16 protein-coding genes are annotated in these 15,510 nt (G+C 60.9%); 5 read left to right on the top strand and 11 right to left on the bottom strand.

Annotated features, from left to right (window positions below):
• Positions 1-62 precede the first annotated feature (62 nt).
• Positions 63-1,262, bottom strand: coding sequence for an arabinose transporter (locus tag P3T43_RS28755; RefSeq protein WP_429284379.1), 1,200 nt, complete (start codon positions 1,260-1,262; stop codon positions 63-65).
• A 61-nt stretch (positions 1,263-1,323) separates the two neighbouring features.
• A complete protein-coding gene (locus P3T43_RS28750; protein ID WP_429284378.1) occupies positions 1,324-2,676 on the bottom strand; it encodes an amidohydrolase family protein in 1,353 nt (450 codons plus the stop codon).
• Positions 2,677-2,862: 186 nt separating this feature from the next.
• Between P3T43_RS28750 and P3T43_RS28745 the strand changes: the two genes are divergently transcribed.
• Positions 2,863-3,789: a LysR family transcriptional regulator gene (locus P3T43_RS28745; protein WP_429284377.1), complete on the top strand. Its 927-nt coding sequence runs from the start codon at positions 2,863-2,865 to the stop codon at positions 3,787-3,789.
• 349 nt (positions 3,790-4,138) lie between these two features.
• Here the strand turns inward: P3T43_RS28745 and P3T43_RS28740 are convergent, their stop codons facing one another.
• Together P3T43_RS28740 and P3T43_RS28735 are read right to left on the bottom strand one after the other, a co-directional pair.
• The gene (locus tag P3T43_RS28740) at positions 4,139-4,426 is read right to left on the bottom strand and encodes a DUF1330 domain-containing protein (protein WP_429284376.1); all 288 of its coding nucleotides are present in this window, start codon (positions 4,424-4,426) and stop codon (positions 4,139-4,141) included.
• A gap of 119 nt (positions 4,427-4,545) precedes the next feature.
• Positions 4,546-5,463, bottom strand: a complete 918-nt coding sequence (locus P3T43_RS28735) for a DMT family transporter (RefSeq protein ID WP_429284375.1) — start codon at positions 5,461-5,463, stop codon at positions 4,546-4,548.
• Positions 5,464-5,547: 84 nt separating this feature from the next.
• Here P3T43_RS28735 and P3T43_RS28730 point away from each other — a divergent pair, with 84 nt between their 5' ends.
• Positions 5,548-6,414 carry a LysR family transcriptional regulator gene (locus P3T43_RS28730; RefSeq protein WP_429284374.1) on the top strand — a complete coding sequence of 289 codons (867 nt, stop codon included), beginning with the start codon at positions 5,548-5,550 and terminating at the stop codon, positions 6,412-6,414.
• Here P3T43_RS28730 and P3T43_RS28725 read toward each other — a convergent pair.
• The 7 genes from P3T43_RS28725 to P3T43_RS28695 form a co-directional block, all read right to left on the bottom strand.
• Complete coding sequence (locus P3T43_RS28725) at positions 6,397-6,807, bottom strand: DUF72 domain-containing protein (protein ID WP_429284401.1); 411 nt, start codon at positions 6,805-6,807, stop codon at positions 6,397-6,399. The two genes, P3T43_RS28730 and P3T43_RS28725, sit on opposite strands and share 18 nt — an antisense overlap.
• Positions 6,808-7,148: 341 nt before the next feature.
• Positions 7,149-7,541, bottom strand: a complete 393-nt coding sequence (locus P3T43_RS28720; RefSeq protein WP_211608160.1) for a RidA family protein — start codon at positions 7,539-7,541, stop codon at positions 7,149-7,151.
• A gap of 45 nt (positions 7,542-7,586) precedes the next feature.
• Complete coding sequence (locus P3T43_RS28715) at positions 7,587-8,411, bottom strand: isocitrate lyase/PEP mutase family protein (RefSeq protein WP_429284373.1); 825 nt, start codon at positions 8,409-8,411, stop codon at positions 7,587-7,589.
• Positions 8,412-8,465: 54 nt separating this feature from the next.
• Positions 8,466-9,008 carry a carboxymuconolactone decarboxylase family protein gene (locus P3T43_RS28710; RefSeq protein WP_429284372.1) on the bottom strand — a complete coding sequence of 181 codons (543 nt, stop codon included), beginning with the start codon at positions 9,006-9,008 and terminating at the stop codon, positions 8,466-8,468.
• Between the two features lie 235 nt (positions 9,009-9,243).
• Entirely contained in the window at positions 9,244-9,741 is a 498-nt protein-coding gene (locus tag P3T43_RS28705; protein WP_429284371.1) for a methylated-DNA--[protein]-cysteine S-methyltransferase, read from the bottom strand.
• A gap of 91 nt (positions 9,742-9,832) precedes the next feature.
• Entirely contained in the window at positions 9,833-10,762 is a 930-nt protein-coding gene (locus P3T43_RS28700) for an AraC family transcriptional regulator (RefSeq protein WP_429284370.1), read from the bottom strand.
• A 101-nt stretch (positions 10,763-10,863) separates the two neighbouring features.
• Positions 10,864-11,160, bottom strand: a complete 297-nt coding sequence (locus P3T43_RS28695) for a hypothetical protein (RefSeq protein ID WP_429284369.1) — start codon at positions 11,158-11,160, stop codon at positions 10,864-10,866.
• A 525-nt stretch (positions 11,161-11,685) separates the two neighbouring features.
• On the opposite strand from P3T43_RS28695, the gene P3T43_RS28690 reads away from it, so the two are divergent.
• From P3T43_RS28690 to P3T43_RS28680, 3 genes are all read left to right on the top strand, one after another.
• Positions 11,686-12,363 (top strand): type 1 glutamine amidotransferase domain-containing protein, encoded by a 678-nt coding sequence (locus P3T43_RS28690; RefSeq protein ID WP_429284368.1) that lies wholly within the window; start codon positions 11,686-11,688, stop codon positions 12,361-12,363.
• 59 nt (positions 12,364-12,422) lie between these two features.
• Complete coding sequence (locus tag P3T43_RS28685) at positions 12,423-13,274, top strand: enoyl-CoA hydratase/isomerase family protein (RefSeq protein ID WP_429284367.1); 852 nt, start codon at positions 12,423-12,425, stop codon at positions 13,272-13,274.
• A 444-nt stretch (positions 13,275-13,718) separates the two neighbouring features.
• Positions 13,719-15,455: an FAD-dependent oxidoreductase gene (locus tag P3T43_RS28680; protein WP_429284366.1), complete on the top strand. Its 1,737-nt coding sequence runs from the start codon at positions 13,719-13,721 to the stop codon at positions 15,453-15,455.
• Positions 15,456-15,510 lie beyond the last annotated feature (55 nt).

Below are 15,510 nucleotides of genomic sequence, written 5' to 3'. Positions count from 1 at the left end.
GGCGACATAGCTGTTGCCGGTTCCGGGGAAGGTTTTGCCTGGAATACGCAGGGATGGGATGCTCAACATGCGGAGCGGCGGCTGATCAGGACGAGAACTGCTCCAACAATCGCGCTTACCGCACCGAACAGGTAGACCGAGGCGTAGCCGAAATGGCCGGCAACGAGCCCTGCCGTGGGCCCGGCAATGCCATAGGCAATGTCGAGGAAGGCAACAAAAGCGCCCATCGCACTGCCCCGATTCGCGGGCAGCACGCGTTTGAGCGCCTCGACACCAAGGGCCGGAAACACCAGCGCGCAGCCAAGACCGGTGACAAACGCACCCGCGAGTGCCACGATCTCGTACGGCGCTGCCCACAGTACCGCCTGGCCGACAGCTTCGATGCCAAGCGACCATAGAGCCACACGGTAGCCGCCGATGCGATCCGGCAGATGGCCGAACACCAGCCGCATCAGGATAAAGCCGACGCCGAACGCAGTCATGACGAGTCCGGCATCGCTCCAGCCACGCATCGCGAAGTAAAGCGAAGCAAATGCAGTCAGCCCGGATAGCCCGACGCCTTGCAACATCAAGCCCAGGCCTTCTCGCCAGATCTGACTGATCACACGATAGAACGGCAGTCGCTGGCCGGCCGGCGATACGTACGAGGTTGCACCCAATGCGATACAGGCAGCCAGCAGCGGTGCGGCGATGCAGGCCGTCATCGCGGCCTGGAGGCCCAATTGCTGATAGAGGCTCATGCCGACGGGCGCACCGATCGCCAGCGCAGCGAACATCGCGATGCCAGTCCAGGACATCGACATTCCGGCGCGTTGCGGGCCCACCGAGGCGATCGACCAGGACACACAGCCGGTGACGAACTGACTCTCTCCAAGACCAGCCACCAGACGCCCTGCAATAACGATGGCAAGACTGACCACCGGCGAGAGACCCTGGGTCGCGGAGACCAGATACAGCAGGCCGCCAAGGGCGCAAAATGCAGCGCCCTGCAGCGCCGAGCGTTTGCCGCCATGGTGGTCGGTCACGTGACCGGCGTAGCCGCGGGTCAGTACAGTGGCGAGGAACTGAATTCCGATCACGAGTCCGACGACGAGGTTGCTAAAACCCAGCTTGTCATGGACGAAGAGCGGAATGACCGGAAGCGGCAGACCGACGGCGAGATACCCGCAGAACAGCATTGCGATGACAGCGATGGAGGGACGAGCCAGATGAGCCGGTGTGGCCTCGGCCTGGCCTATCGTCTTCACGGTAAGCGATGGCATGATTAACTCCAGATTGGCAATCGTGAGAGAAGGCCGCTCCGCAAAGAGCGGCCGAACACGCTCAGGCAGTAGTGTTTAGCGAGGCAGCGGACTTCCCGAAGAGTTCGGTCCGGTAGCCGCTCGCGTCGAGCAGGTAGTCACGGGAGGCGGTCACTTCGGCCGACAGTTTTGCCAGATCGACGTCGATCAGCTTGCCGGCACGCTTGCGCAACTGGCCGTCAACCATGACGGTGTCGACATCGGAGCGTTCGACAGCCTGGACAACGGTGCCGATGACGTTGTTCACCGGAAAGACCGCGACGCCGTTGGTGCGCACCATGATGATGTCGGCCTGCTTGCCCGGAGTCAGCGAGCCGATCGAACGTTCCAGACCGGCGGCGCGGGCGCCATTGATCGTCGCGGCTTGCAGCACCGCCTCGACTGAGATCGGTGCGGGGGCGTCGGCCTCGCCGCGGAAGCGGCGATACCGCATGGCTGCGCGCTGATGCCCGAACAGGGCGTGCATCTCACCAAACAGATCGCTGCCGAAGGCAGTGTCGAGGTCGATGCCGAGCGCCGGCGCGAGGCCGTGATCGATCGCCTGCTGATAGGCGAAGCTGTCGTCGTCGAAACCGAACAGCGCATCCGAACGGGGATTAACGGTGACGTTCACGCCCGCATCCGCGAACAGCTTCCATGTTTCCTGCGGGACACGTGTGCAGTGATTGAAGATGTTGTGCGCGCCCAGTACCCCAGGCTCGGCGAATTCGGGGCCGAGCCTGGCGAGATCGCCGATGAACTCGGTCAGGATCTGCATGTCGAGCCGGCGAGCGACTTTCCACCAGTCGAGATTGAGCTGACCGAAGAGGCCAACCCGCACCCGGCCCGTCCCGGCGTTCCAGTCAAGTGCGAGACGTTCGAGATCCTGCGGCAGATGGGCATTGGACGCCTTCTTGTCCATTGCCGCGCCAACCATGTGCAGCGCCCGGATGCCGGCCGAGTCGAGCGCTTCGAGTGCGGCATCGGTGTGCTCGGGGCTGCGCGAGCTGTGGCAAGCGTCGATGATGGTCGTAATGCCGGCGTCGAGCGAAGCGACCGCAGTCAGGCGGGTACTCAGATACATGTCGAGCGGACGATATTGCGAGCCCAGCGTCTCGGCGACGACATCGATGTAGGCGAAGAGATCGTTGACGTCGGGCATCATCCGGCGCATGACGCCGAGCCATGCATGGTGATGTGCATCGACCAGGCCGGGCAGCACGATGCTTCCGGCGGCATCGATGACTTCGGCGTCAGCGGATTTCAGGTTGGCGCCGACGGCCATGATGCGGTCGCCCTCGACCAGCACGTCGCCGGTTGCGAGATTGGGAACGTCGGGGTCCATCGTGACGATGGTGCCGCCCTTAAAAAGGATGGTGTGTGCATTGCCAGGCATGGTGAGCTCCTTTGGGTGGGTTATCGATGGCGGCGGGAAGGCGGTGCGGAGCCGTACTTTCGGGTGACGGCAGCCACTGCGACGCGTCGTTGAAGGGAAGATAGGCGTCTCGCGACTTTTGATTAAGATGGAGTGGATCAAATGATTTATGCTAAAAGTCAAAGATGAATCAAACGCGGGACGCAAATGAGCTTTGATGGAAGATTGCTGGCAGGGATGAGCGTGCTGGCGGCCGTCGTCGAGACCGGTAGCTTTACGCGAGCGGGAGAGGTGCTTGGATTGTCGGCGTCAGGCGTGAGCCGGTCGATCTCGCGGCTCGAAGCACGCATCGGTGTACGGCTGCTGGATCGCACGACCCGGGCGCTGCATCTGACTGGCGAAGGCGCCCGGCTTTATGAACTTGCGGCACCACATCTTTCCGGTATCGAGGACGCGGCCAATGTCGTGTCGGGTGCGGCGGTGACGGTTCGCGGGACGCTGCGGGTGAGCCTGAATCAGGTGTTTGCCCGCAACGTACTGGCGCCGAGATTGGGAGAGTTCACTGAGCGCTATCCGGACCTCGCCCTAACGGTGGTGCAGCTACCGGATGCGGGCGACCTGGTGGCGGAAGGCATTGACGCCGCGGTGCGGTTCGGTCCGCAGCCCGCGTCGAGCATGTCCTCCCGGTTGCTGCTCGAGACTCGCGTGTTGACGGTGGCGTCGCCGGTGTATATCAAGAAATATGGGCGTCCCACTATGCCCGGAAAACTTGTCGGGCACGACTGTATCCAGTACATCGATCCACAGCAGGGCAAACCGTATCGCTGGGAATTTCACCGTGGTAAAGAGATCCTGCCGGTGGAGACGACAGGCCGACTGACGCTAACAGACGCCGATATGATGGTTGAAGCTTGTGTAGCCGGCGCTGGTGTGGCTCAGGTCTTGGCCCTTGGTGTGCAGCATCTGCTTGAAAGCGGCGCGCTGGTGGAACTGTTCCCGGACTGGCCGGGCGAGACCTTTCCGCTTTACGCTATCCGGCCATCGCGGCGCTTGCCTCCGGCTGCAGTCGAGGCATTTCTTGAGTTTTGCTGGGAGCTCTGCCACGGGCCGCGCAAAGCGCCAGCGTCTTCCTGAACGTTCGAATGCGTTTCGATTGTTACTAATTCACTCCTGTTCGACTTTTGGAACCGAATGTTCGCGGCTCCGAGTGACGAACGCCATGTCAACGGCCATCGCGAATACGCCAACGTCATAGGGGACCGGCCGCTCAAGCTCCCCCGTTGAACAACGTGGCCGCGCGAATGTCCGCTGCATCGGTTAAGAGACGCCCTATCCAGGATTTTGTGCTTCGCATCGCGAAACTACGTCCGCCGGTCAAGCTGCAACTTTCCGAATCGGCGTAACCACAATCAGCCTCATTCGAAGAAACGAACTTGCCGAGGCGAGAGGGAAGTGGTTTCTCCAAACCAGTTCGGCGTTCCAATCACACGCCATCCACCAGTGCGAAAATGCCTTTACTGCTCGAGAGTCGCATGGGTAGGATTTCCTGGTATTCGGGAGAGTTGTACCATGCAATCGCGTCCTGGCGCGTAGGGAACTCGATGATGATGAGCCGCTTGTACGGCAATTCGCCCTCCATCACTTCGAGGTTGCCGCCACGCGCGAGGAACTTGCCGCCATATGCCTCGATCGTGGCTGGCGCCTTCGCGCGATATTGATTGAAAACAGCTTCGTTTTCTATCGATTCCTGTACAACGACAAATGCTGCCATGTGTTGACTCCTTAAAGTGAAGAGCGATGTTGCAGTAGAACGGTGCCCGATCCGGGTGTCCGTTGCCTGGCGAGAAGCCGGCGTGTTTCTCTCTGCGCCAGGCGCATTTTGCAGACGCGTTAGCTATCGCGGCGAACGGTCCACAATGCGCCCGCCATGATGAGGACCCCAACGGTCTGTAGTGCGGTTAGCTGGTGTCCGTACACAACCCGGTCCACGACAATGGCTGTCAGCGGATAGACGAATTGCAACAGCGCTACACGATTGGTGCGCAACTGGCTCATCCCGGCATAGAGAACGACGTACGCAATGCCACTATGGATGCTTCCTAGCCCGGCTAACCAAAGCCACGCACTCGTAGTTTGCGGCAGTCCATGCCAGAGCGGCCACCAGGCTGTAAGCAGCACGCCAACGGCACTCTGCCACCACGATAACGCAAACGAACTCACGCGCTTCGCCTTGCGCGCGATAAACGGTAAGCCAGCATAGGCGACGGCACCCACGAGGCACAGAGCGACGCCGGTCTGATAGGACGTTGTCGCGATCAAGCTCGCCTTGCTTCCAATGAGTCCGGTGGCGAGTACAAGTCCGGCCAGCGCTACAACGCAAGCAATGACCTGCTCTTTGGATACGCGCTCGTCCAGCCACCAGGCACCCAGACCAATGACGAAAAAGGGCTGGATGTGAAACAAAACGGTCGCTATTGCAATCGACACCCGTGGAATGGCGGCAAAGAACAAAACCCAATTGAGCACGATCAGCACGCCTGCGCCCAGCGCCACCGTCAGCTCCCGCCATCGCAGTTTGAGTTCGTGCAACCGTCCCGTTGCCACGCCCCACAGCGAAAGGGCCAGCATCCCAAAGAAGCAGCGAAAGAACACCGTCGTCATCGGGTCCTGATGGGCTTCTTCGACGAAAATGCCGAGGGTCCCAAGAATTAGCCCACCCGCGATCATCAAGGCAGTGCCTCGCCGCTCCGGGGTGCTTGACGGGGCGAGCAGGTCAGGTTCAGGCGGCCAAGGCGTTGCGCTTTTCATGTCCTGAATTGTGGAAGGGGTTGACCGTCACGAAAAGTGAATTTATCGTGTCGCTATTATTCGTTTTTCAAATGATTGGCCGCCATGTCCCGATCTCCCGATCTACAACTCGACTGGCTGCGCGCGTTTGTCGCCGTCGCCGATGCGGGATCGCTCACGGCTGCCGCGAAGCAGGTCTATCGCTCGCAGTCCGCTGTGAGCATGCAGTTGAAGAAACTCGAGGATGCCGTGGGGCAATCGCTGATGTTGCGCGGGCCACGTCATATGCTTTTAACCGCCGCCGGTACTGAGCTTTTGGGCTACGCGCGGAGAATGCTGGATATACACGCCGAGGCCATCACTGCGCTTCGAGGTCCAGAGGTCACCGGTCGCATTAGTTTGGGCGTGCCGGAGGACTATGCGACAGCTTATCTCACGCCAGTCCTTCGCACCTTCTCAAGCCGCTACCCAGCAGTGGAAATCACTTTGGTCTGCGAGCAGTCAACCGCACTCATTCCCAGAGTAGAACGGGGCGAACTGGACCTGGCGGTCGCCACGCGGGATCGCACTGACAGAGGGACGTTGCTGTTTCGAGAAAAGCTTGTCTGGGTCGGAAAAGAACAATATGAGGCCTGGCGCCGTAATCCATTGCCCATCGCCGTCCACGAATCAGGGAGTCGACCGCTCGATGCCGTGCTCAAGGCTATTTCGTCCCAGCGGCGTCAGTATCGGATCGTCTATCACAGCCCAAACGTCGCTGGACAACTGGCTGCCGCAGAGAGCGGCATGGCGGTGGCGGTGCTAACGCAATGCAGTCTCCCTGCCGGCTTGAAAGTGCTCGACAGCCGTCACGGACTCCCGGATTTGCCTGAAATAGAGGTGGTCATCATCCGGTCAAAGCAGGCCAAACAATCGGCTGCGGCGGAAGCGATGTTTGACCAACTCATCCGAACGTTACGCCGCGCGGAGTAAGAACCCACCAGGGCCCGCTTTCCGTGTTCTCTCGTCAGGAAATTCGCTCCGCGAATGGCCGATGTGCCTCTGAAATGCGCCAGGTGGGTCGTAGCATGGCGACCGACAGAAACGGGTCGAAGAATGACCCACGTACGGCGCAAGGCCGCCTGAAGCAGGCCCTCGTCGGAGTTGAGCGTCCAAAGCTAGCCACCTGACGCTGGGTAACATTACCGTGTATAGGTAATTGTTGTTGAAAATCACGTGCGTGCGCGAAACTTGACTCGCAATAATTCGAATCTTCTCCGCCAACTCCGCAAGCTCCTCGTCGCTATAGTCATAGTTGAAGCGATCACTCGCGGCCTTGGCATCCTTGGCGTTCCACGTCTCATGATTCCGGCCGTGCAGACGCACGATAGCGAGGCCGTCGTTCGTCACCTCCCATACAGCGGGCACGCTGTTCCCGCAATCCAAGGTTCGTCGACGATGACGTTGACGAGATGGCGCGAGCGCTCGCTCTGAAGCGTTCCAGCGGCCGCCGCTTCGCTAAAGCATGAGCGGTGCCGGAATTCCGCAGCGACAGTGAAGCCTTCCAGTCAGCGCAGTGATCGACGTGCGCGCGGCCGTCCGGATTGCTGACGACCAAGGGCGCAAACTGGAAATGCACCGCCCCCAGTTTGCCTGCGGCCCGGAGCGGCTCGGTTGACGCTGGCGATCGAGCAGCGCGGTCCACTCGTCCGGCCCTTTACCGTCGCTCATACCGCTGCGACGCAATCAATTTCAATGTCGAAATGTCCAGGCCACGCCGGCACGTTGACGAAAATCCGTGCCGGTGGCTGCGTACCGAAGAATCTCGCGTAGATCTCGTTGACGACCGGGAACATCGTTACCGACGTGCAGTAGACGTTGCACTTCAGCACCTGATCGAGCGACGACCCCGCCGTCTCTACGCACATTTTCAGTTGTTCCAGCACGCGCTCGGTCTGCTGCTCTATCGGTGCATCCAGTACTTCGCCGGTCTGCGGATCGAAAGGCGGGAAACCTGACACGTAGATCGTGTCGCCGTGACGCGTAACGGCGGATGTCGGCGCCTTCCAGCGCTCCAGCCAGCTCGACAGTGGTTCTACACGAATGATTTCACGGGCCATGATGTTCTCCTTGAAAATAGACAGAGTTCGAGCGGACCACGACCTTTAAGCGCCGTCGAGAAATTGCGCATTCAACTGCGCGCCTGAGGCAGCGTCGGCGAACCCATCGAAGCGTCCGTCGGCGAGCGATTGCGCTGCCCGCATGAAGCCACCCCATGCAGCCCGCGCGAGCGCCCCGCCGACGCTGACGCGCCGCACGCCGAGCGCGGCCAGGTCCTGCAGCGTAAGCGTGGACTGCGAGCCGATCAACACGTTCACTGGCCTGGGAGCAACGGCGGCAACGACGGCTTTGATCTGTTCGCGTGTCTGGATACCGGGGGCGTACAGACAATCCGCGCCGGCTGCCGCGTATGCCTTGAGCCGTGTCAACGTATCGTTCATGTCGGGCACCCCAACAAAGAAATTTTCCGCGCGACCAATCAGCAGCGTATCACCGCCGCTCTCGTCGATTGCCTGCCGTGCCGCTTCCAGCCGTTCGACGGCTACCTCTAGCGGGAACAGCGGGCTTTCGGCATTTCCGGTGGAGTCTTCGATGGAAAGGCCGGCGACTCCTGTTTCAATCGCCAGCTTTACGCTTTGGGCGACGTCGGCCGGATTATCTCCGAAGCCGTTTTCAAAGTCGGCGTTCACTGGCAGATCGGTTGCCGCAACCATGTCGCGCAGATGCGCAAGAATGATCTCGCGCGTCACGTGATTGTCTGCGCGACCGGTCGACCACGCGAAACCGGAACTGGTGGTCGCAATCGCCTGGAAACCAAGGCTCGCGAGATAGCGGGCGCTGCCCGTGTCCCAAGGATTTGGCAGCATGAAGCAGCCAGATGCATGCAGTGCGCGAAAGCCGGCGCGTTTTTCAGTAATGGTGCGTGACATGACGGGCTCCTGTTAGCAGTTGGGAGCCGTTGCGGGCTCCCGGACACTTTCGGTTCAGCCGATCGCAACTTCGACGACCGGGAAATCGATCTCCGTCTCGAACGCGTTGTTGACGAAGTTCGTCAACAGGAATTGCGCGCTGAGTGCGATGATTTCGACAATATTGGCATTGGTGAAGCCCGCGGCTCGTACGGTGCGCAGATCGTCTTCGCTGACCTTGCCGTGCGTTTCCATGAGCTTCTTCGCAAACGCCACGGCTGCCGCGGTTTTCGGTGTGCCGGATTGACCCCTGCGATTAAGCTGGATTTCGTCGTCGTCGATATTCGCCAGGGTGCTTGCCACATACGAGTGCGCTGACAGACAGTACTGGCAACCGTTCACCTGCGAAACGGCAAGCGCGATGCCATCGCGTACTTTCGCGTCAAGCGTCTTCGCGAGCGCGCCCTGCAGGCCGGCCCATCCATTCAGCACGTTCGGGCTTAGCGCCATGATGCGGAACAGGTTGGGTGTCATCATCAGTTGCTTCGTCACAGCGTCGACAACGGGTTGTGATGCAGCGGGAATCTGATCGTTGGTAGGAAGTGCAATGCGGGTCATGATGATTCTCCTGATCGAAAAAGGGAAGCGGTCTGCATCGAGTACGGCTGCGTTTGCATTGATAGAAAGTCTAGATGCAGACGTAGTGCAGAAAGTCCGGCAAACCGCGTCGAAAGTCCGCTTGTGTCGATCCGCGAAAGGCGTCGTGAGATCCAGAAAAATAAATCGGCACCAGGTGTCGGCGCTTGCGCGCCGACACCTGGTGCCGATAGAGAGGGGGCGTTGCCTGTCGCGTTCAGGCAATTCCGCGTGCTGCCCGATCTTCCGTATCGAGCAGCAGGGCTTTGGTCGGGAGTCCGCCTGCGAAGCCGGTCAAGCTGCCCGAGGAGCCGACCACGCGATGGCATGGCGTAACGATCGAAAGCGGATTGCGCCCGATTGCCGCGCCTACGGCCCGTACTGCCTCACGGTTGCCGATTCGCGTCGCGATGTCGCGGTAGGTGCGTCGCTCGCCGAACGGAATGTCGAGTAGCGCGTTCCATACGCGCTTCTGGAACGGCGTGCCTTCCATCGCGATATCGAGATCGAACTGCGTGCGCTCACCGGCGAAGAATTCGCGCAGTTGCCATTCAGCGTCGAGCAGCACCGGATTGTCGTCGGCCGGTTGCATCTCGCCCAGCTTCACGCAATTCCTGCGCTCGTTCTCCCACAGGACGGCGATCAGCTGGGTGTCGCGCGCAACGAGTTTGAGCTTGCCGACCGGCGAATCGGTGATCATGTATTCGAGAGCCATTACGAACCTCCTGTCCGTGGTTGGATGTTATCCAGTATGGACGGGAGGACGCCGTACGAAGTCCGTCAAAGCGTGCAAATCGTCCGGCTTTTCAGGCGTGTTCGGCGCTCGATCGATACTCGAGCGGGCCGGTGCCGAACACTTCGCGAAACGCCCGCACAAAGGTCCCACGGCATGAGTAACCGACGTTACGCGCGACCTGATCGAGCGAGAGATCAGCGGTGCGCAACTGAGCGGCCGCCTGCCGCATGCGAATGTCGCGCAGCGCCTGCATTGGCGACTTGCCAAGGGCCGCTGAAAAGCGGGCCATGAAGGCGGACCGGCTCAGGAATGCGGCGTCGGCGAGGCTCGCTACGCTGTGTGGCGAGCCGGGGCGCGCGACCATATCCGCGAAGACCCGTGCGATCTGTGGGTCGCCGAGCAGCGCAAAGCGTTCGAGCCAAAGGGTGCTCGTTTTTAGCGAGCGGCGCACGAGTGCGACGATCACCTGTTTCAGCAACGCGCCGGACATGGCGCCTGCGCCGATCTCCTGGGCGACGAGCTCATCGAACGCGGTGCGTAGATAGAACTCGAGTCGGTCGGACGCGTCGAAGTGCTCGACGATTGGGGTCGACAGGGTTTCGAAAAGATTAATCGATGCGCCGAACGCCGCATTGAAATAACCGCAGATCATCACGGTCATTGGCTCGGAGGTGCCAGCGCGAAACCGGCTGATCGAATCGACAACCCGCTTGTGTTCACGCCCGGGAACCAGGATCGACGCGATGCCGGCCTTGCTGGCGGGTACTTCGAGCTTCAGCGCGTGGCGGGGTGGCACGATTAGCAGCGTGTGCGGCCTTAGCTGTACCGGTTCCGCGCCGGCGATGTGCAGCAGGCCTTCGCCGGACAGGATGTAGTGGATGCCGGGTGCTTCGTTGCCGTCCAGTTCCAGCACGAAGCCCTGACTGACGAGGCATTCGGACAATCCAAGTACCCGGATCTCGAGTGCGCTGATCAGCTCGTCCAGATCGGCTGGAGACATACGAGGCGCAGGGATAGGCGTTGCGACGGGCATTCGTATCGGGAGTATTGGGAGGCGAAAAGATCACTCGATGATCAATAACGACACACGATTCTCGCACATTACACATAGACGAAGACTTGTGGCCGCTCATACGACGACACCGGGGTAGCCGGCGCGGCCGCGGTCATGTTCCCGCCGAACATGATCGAGCATCTGGAGCCTGGCGTCGTGAACTGAATCACGCGGTAGTCGTCCCCTCCCTTGAAGTCCATATCGAGCCGCCAACCCAACTCGGTATAGCGCCTGGCGCGATCCACGTCCGTGACAGGGACGATGACGATCTCGAGCTTCATGTCGAACGTGACGCCGTCTGAGATCTCGACTGCCGGTTCGCTCTGCATCGGAATGGTGCTCATGTCTGGCTCCTTGGAAGTGTTGATTAGCGGCTTTCCTTTCCACCACTTTGGGTAGCTGAAAAAAGATAGGTGAAAACGCAAGCTGAAAACACCCTACGCGGAGACACAATCTTTCAAATTGATTCCATCAGCAGCATGGCAACGTAGCCACGAAGCGAGAGCCGCACTAGCGACGACTTCGCCTGAGACCCCTAAGGCGAAAGGCGAAGCCCACTCATACCATCGCATGATCCGCCAATACCATGGACCGATGGTGCACGCCCCGGGAAACGGCGTTAAATACAAGCGCATTACAAGGTCCATCGATCGGTGGCATTCTGAAAGCGTCATTGAAAGCGTCCTCGCTGTCGTGATCCGGTGATCCGGTGATCCGGTAACCCGGTGCTCCCGTGCTCCCACCTGCGCGGAACCGTTTCCAGGAAAGCTGAGGATAACGAACATCCGATCCGGGCAACGACTTCCACTTCGGGCATTTCCCCGGCAATGCCGCGTTTATGGATTTGCCCCAATGAACGGAGATTGGCAATGAAGATCCTGTTGGTTTTGACTTCGCACAACGTGCTTGGAGATACCGGCAAGCCGACTGGCTTCTGGCTTGAAGAGTTCACCGCGCCCTACTATGCGTTCACGGATGCCGGTGCAGAGGTCACCGTGACCTCACCCAAGGGTGGCCATCCCCCGATCGATCCCAGAAGCGACGATCCCGACAATCAGACCGACACGATGCTGCGTTTCAAGAAAGATCCTGCGACCCAGAAGGTGTTGGCCAATAGCGTCAAGCTTGCCGACGTCAAGGCGGCCGACTACGACACGATCTTCTATGCCGGTGGTCACGGCCCGATGTGGGATCTGACCAATGACAAGAACTCGATCGCCTTGATCGAGGATTTCTACAATGCCGGCAAACCGGTCGCCGCCGTCTGTCATGGCCCTTGTGTTCTGCTCAAGGCGACCTATGAGGGACAGCCTCTCGTCAAGGGCAAGCGCGTCACCTGCTTTACCAATGATGAGGAGGAAGCCGTGGGCCTGACCAAGGTCATGCCCTTCCTCGTCGAAGATGAGCTCAAGCGTCTGGGCGGCCACTTTGAAAAGGTGGAGAACTGGGCCGTGCTCACCATTGTCGACGGGCGGCTGATCACCGGCCAGAACCCGGCCTCATCTGGCCCGACTGCCAGGGAACTGCTCAAGGTCATGCAGGCCTAGTTCCAATCCCGGCGCGGGCCATGGAGCCCGCGCGCATCTATCGGCGACAGGAGTCTGCGATGAATGCGACGACGAACCCCGTTCAGATTAAAGTTGCCCGCCAGTCCCCGGCGTATTGGCGTGTCACGATCGACCACCCGCCGATCAACGTCATGGGCCCACCAATGGTCGGGCAGTTCCACGAGCTGATCAACGCGCTCGAAACCGACCAGCATGTCAGGGTGGTGGTGTTTGACAGTGCGGTGGACGGCTACTTTCTGAATCACGCAGACTTTGACGCCGGGCTCGAGGATCTGACCGCCATGCCGCCCGGCCCTACAGGCTTGCCGCAGTGGCCGGACTTCCTCGTGCGCCTGACACGAGCGCCCATCGTCTCCATCGCCCTCATCCGTGGACGGGCGACCGGCAATGGCAGCGAGATCACGCTCGCCTGCGACATGAGTTTCGCCAGTCGGGAAAAGGCCATCATCTCGCAATGGGAGGTGGGCGTCGGCATGGTCGCCGGTGGCGGCCCCATGGCGCGGCTACCCCAACTCATCGGCCGTAACCGCGCCCTGGAAGTGCTCCTGAGCTCGGAAGACATCCGAGGCGACCAGGCTGAGGCCTACGGCTACGTGAACCGCGCACTGCCCGATGCCGAACTCGACGCATACGTGGACACGCTGGCGACCCGGATCGCCGGGTTTGACAAGTGGGCTATCGCCAACACCAAGCGTCTCGTCAACACCAGTCTGCCGCCCGACGTCGAGCTCGGCGCCGGGTGGGATGCGTGCATGGCGTCGTTGGGGCGGCCTGCCGCGCAAGAACGCATCAAGGCACTGCTCGCGCGCGGGTTCCACAAGCCCGGGGATATCGAAGAGCGGCTCGGATACCACATTGGCCAGCTCGCGGGCCAGGCGGACACGCCATAAGTTCTCTCGCCGCGCCGGTGGAACCGACGGTCGACAAGGTGGTGGCGCCGCTGCCCTGTAGCTGAAGGAGAATTAGCGATGAGCGACGAATCGATATCGGGCGGCAGTGCGCGCTGCCCTAGACCGGCACAAATATAAGATACGTGCCGCGTTGAACGCCATCCTGAAGCCGATATCGTTGACGTGCAGGCAGTGCATCCTTCCCGATCTGATTCGTACGAAGCCATTGCGGGAATATCACCTTGTCGGCGTCACGCGCTGGAGTCGACGCGCGTCGACCATGACTTCGTTGATGCAGGGAGTCGCGCGGGCCGGGCACCGAAAGCTGCGTTGTGATCATGGCAGCTATGAGCGCAAATTGATGGCTGATGCCGTGACGCCGCCGCCGTCCACGGCTCCCGTGCAGTGATCCATGAGTGCACAGTGTTGCGAGGGAAATCTCAGATGGACAACGAGTCAGTACCACCGGGCAGCGCGTTCGTCCTCGAGCCACTGGACGACGCGCAGCGCGCGCAGGAGGGCAACCTGACCGACGATCCGAGTGTCCGCGACCATCCGCGTTTCCAGCAGATGTTTCCGGTCCTGACCCAGGTCGAGGTCGACAGACTGCGGCGTTTTGGCAGCCGTTGCCACTTCGGCCTGGGCGAATTGCTCTACCGCGCCGGAAGCATCAGCCCGGGCGTGTTCGTCCTGCTTTCAGGTAGGGTTCGCATTGTTGGACGCGACGGACTGGGCCGCGAGCGCGTGATTCGGACTCATTCGGGCTATGGCGAGTTCACCTCCGATGTAGCACAGCTCTCGCGCAAGCCCGCGCTACTCGACGCGCACGTCGTAGAGGATGTCGAAGCGCTGTTGCTGCGGCCCGACGGACTCACCGCGATGATGATGAGCGAAGCCGAACTCGGCGAAAAAATCATGCGTGCGTTGATCCTGAGGCGTGCCTTGATCATCGAGCGCGGGCAGGGCGTCGTTTTCGTCGGACCGCCCGGTAACGCGCGGCTCGTTGCCCTGCAGGACTTCCTTCTCCGCAATGCCTGTCCGCAGACGACGATCGATGCGGACAGCGATGCCGAAGCCATCGCGCTGCTCGAGCGGCTGACTACGCAGCCCGACGATTTTCCGCTCGTTCTGTGCCCCAATGGCACGATGCTAAGGAACCCCGACGAGGGTCAACTGGCATCGTGCCTGGGACTCATTCCCGAGTTCGATCCAACTCACGTCTACGATGTGGCAATCGTCGGCGCCGGACCGGCGGGGCTCGCGGCGGCTGTCTATGCCGCATCCGAAGGACTGTCGGTGGCGGCGTTGGACGGCCGGGCTCCCGGCGGTCAGGCCGGTACGAGTTCGCGCATTGAGAACTACCTGGGGTTTCCGACCGGGATCACCGGACATGCGCTCGCGAGCCGCGCGTTCGCCCAGGCGCAAAAGTTCGGCGCGCATGTCGGTATTCCATGTGAAGTCAAGAGACTGTACTGCGACCGGCGCCCGCTCGTCCTGGAGCTTGCCGACGCGCGGCACATTACCGCTCGTACCGTCGTGATCGCGAGCGGCGCAGAGTACCGGCGCCTTGACGTCGAAGGGCTCGCGCACTTCGAATCCCGCGGCGTCTATTCCTGGGCCTCGCCGATCGAGGCGAGGCTTTGCCGCAAAGAGCCGGTACTGCTTGTGGGCGGCGGCAACGCCGCGGGACAGGCCGTTGTTTTTCTCGCGTCGCACGCCGAGCACGTCCATATGTTCATCCGCAGCTCGAGCCTCGAAAAGAGCATGTCGCGCTATCTGATCGAGCGTGTCGCCGCGCTGGAGAACGTGACGGTTCATAGGCGCACCGAACTGACAGCGCTTGAAGGAGGCGAACGCCTCGAGCGCGTGCATTTCCGCGGTGCGGGCGGCATCGAGGGGACGATCACGGCACATCATCTATTCGTGTTCGTTGGCGCCGAACCGAATTCAAGCTGGTTGAAGACATGCGGCGTGTCGTTGGACGACAAAGGGTTCGTCTTGACGGGCACTGACCTTCCCGAAGCGGGCCTTGCGGCGCCACCATTGCGGACGAGCGTTGAGGGCGTGTTCGCAATCGGTGACGTTCGCGCGGGTTCGACCAAGCGTGTCGCGGCCGCAGTAGGTGAAGGCGCGGCTGTGGTGTATCAGATTCATAGTTACCTTGCAGCTTCGCACATCTAAAGCCGTGCGAATGCACCTTTTTGAGACAGAGCCAAATCGTCGGTCGAAGCTTCGC

Origin of the sequence: Paraburkholderia sp. GAS41 (assembly GCF_050436545.1) — a bacterium.
Lineage (GTDB): Bacteria > Pseudomonadota > Gammaproteobacteria > Burkholderiales > Burkholderiaceae > Paraburkholderia.
This window is presented reverse-complemented; position numbering and strand designations above follow the sequence as displayed.

Bases quoted from the DNA above. Each gene is read 5' to 3' on its own strand.
- P3T43_RS28705 (WP_429284371.1), bottom strand. From the start codon at position 9,741: ATGGCTCTCGAATACATGATCACCGATTCGCCGGTCGGCAAGCTCAAA.
- P3T43_RS28735 (WP_429284375.1), bottom strand. From the start codon at position 5,463: ATGAAAAGCGCAACGCCTTGGCCGCCTGAACCTGACCTGCTCGCCCCG.
- P3T43_RS28680 (WP_429284366.1), top strand. From the start codon at position 13,719: ATGGACAACGAGTCAGTACCACCGGGCAGCGCGTTCGTCCTCGAGCCA.
- P3T43_RS28715 (WP_429284373.1), bottom strand. From the start codon at position 8,411: ATGTCACGCACCATTACTGAAAAACGCGCCGGCTTTCGCGCACTGCAT.
- P3T43_RS28720 (WP_211608160.1), bottom strand. From the start codon at position 7,541: ATGGCCCGTGAAATCATTCGTGTAGAACCACTGTCGAGCTGGCTGGAG.
- P3T43_RS28755 (WP_429284379.1), bottom strand. From the start codon at position 1,262: ATGCCATCGCTTACCGTGAAGACGATAGGCCAGGCCGAGGCCACACCG.
- P3T43_RS28695 (WP_429284369.1), bottom strand. From the start codon at position 11,160: ATGAGCACCATTCCGATGCAGAGCGAACCGGCAGTCGAGATCTCAGAC.
- P3T43_RS28745 (WP_429284377.1), top strand. From the start codon at position 2,863: ATGAGCTTTGATGGAAGATTGCTGGCAGGGATGAGCGTGCTGGCGGCC.
- P3T43_RS28700 (WP_429284370.1), bottom strand. From the start codon at position 10,762: ATGTCTCCAGCCGATCTGGACGAGCTGATCAGCGCACTCGAGATCCGG.
- P3T43_RS28750 (WP_429284378.1), bottom strand. From the start codon at position 2,676: ATGCCTGGCAATGCACACACCATCCTTTTTAAGGGCGGCACCATCGTC.
- P3T43_RS28710 (WP_429284372.1), bottom strand. From the start codon at position 9,008: ATGACCCGCATTGCACTTCCTACCAACGATCAGATTCCCGCTGCATCA.
- P3T43_RS28730 (WP_429284374.1), top strand. From the start codon at position 5,548: ATGTCCCGATCTCCCGATCTACAACTCGACTGGCTGCGCGCGTTTGTC.
- P3T43_RS28690 (WP_429284368.1), top strand. From the start codon at position 11,686: ATGAAGATCCTGTTGGTTTTGACTTCGCACAACGTGCTTGGAGATACC.
- P3T43_RS28740 (WP_429284376.1), bottom strand. From the start codon at position 4,426: ATGGCAGCATTTGTCGTTGTACAGGAATCGATAGAAAACGAAGCTGTT.
- P3T43_RS28685 (WP_429284367.1), top strand. From the start codon at position 12,423: ATGAATGCGACGACGAACCCCGTTCAGATTAAAGTTGCCCGCCAGTCC.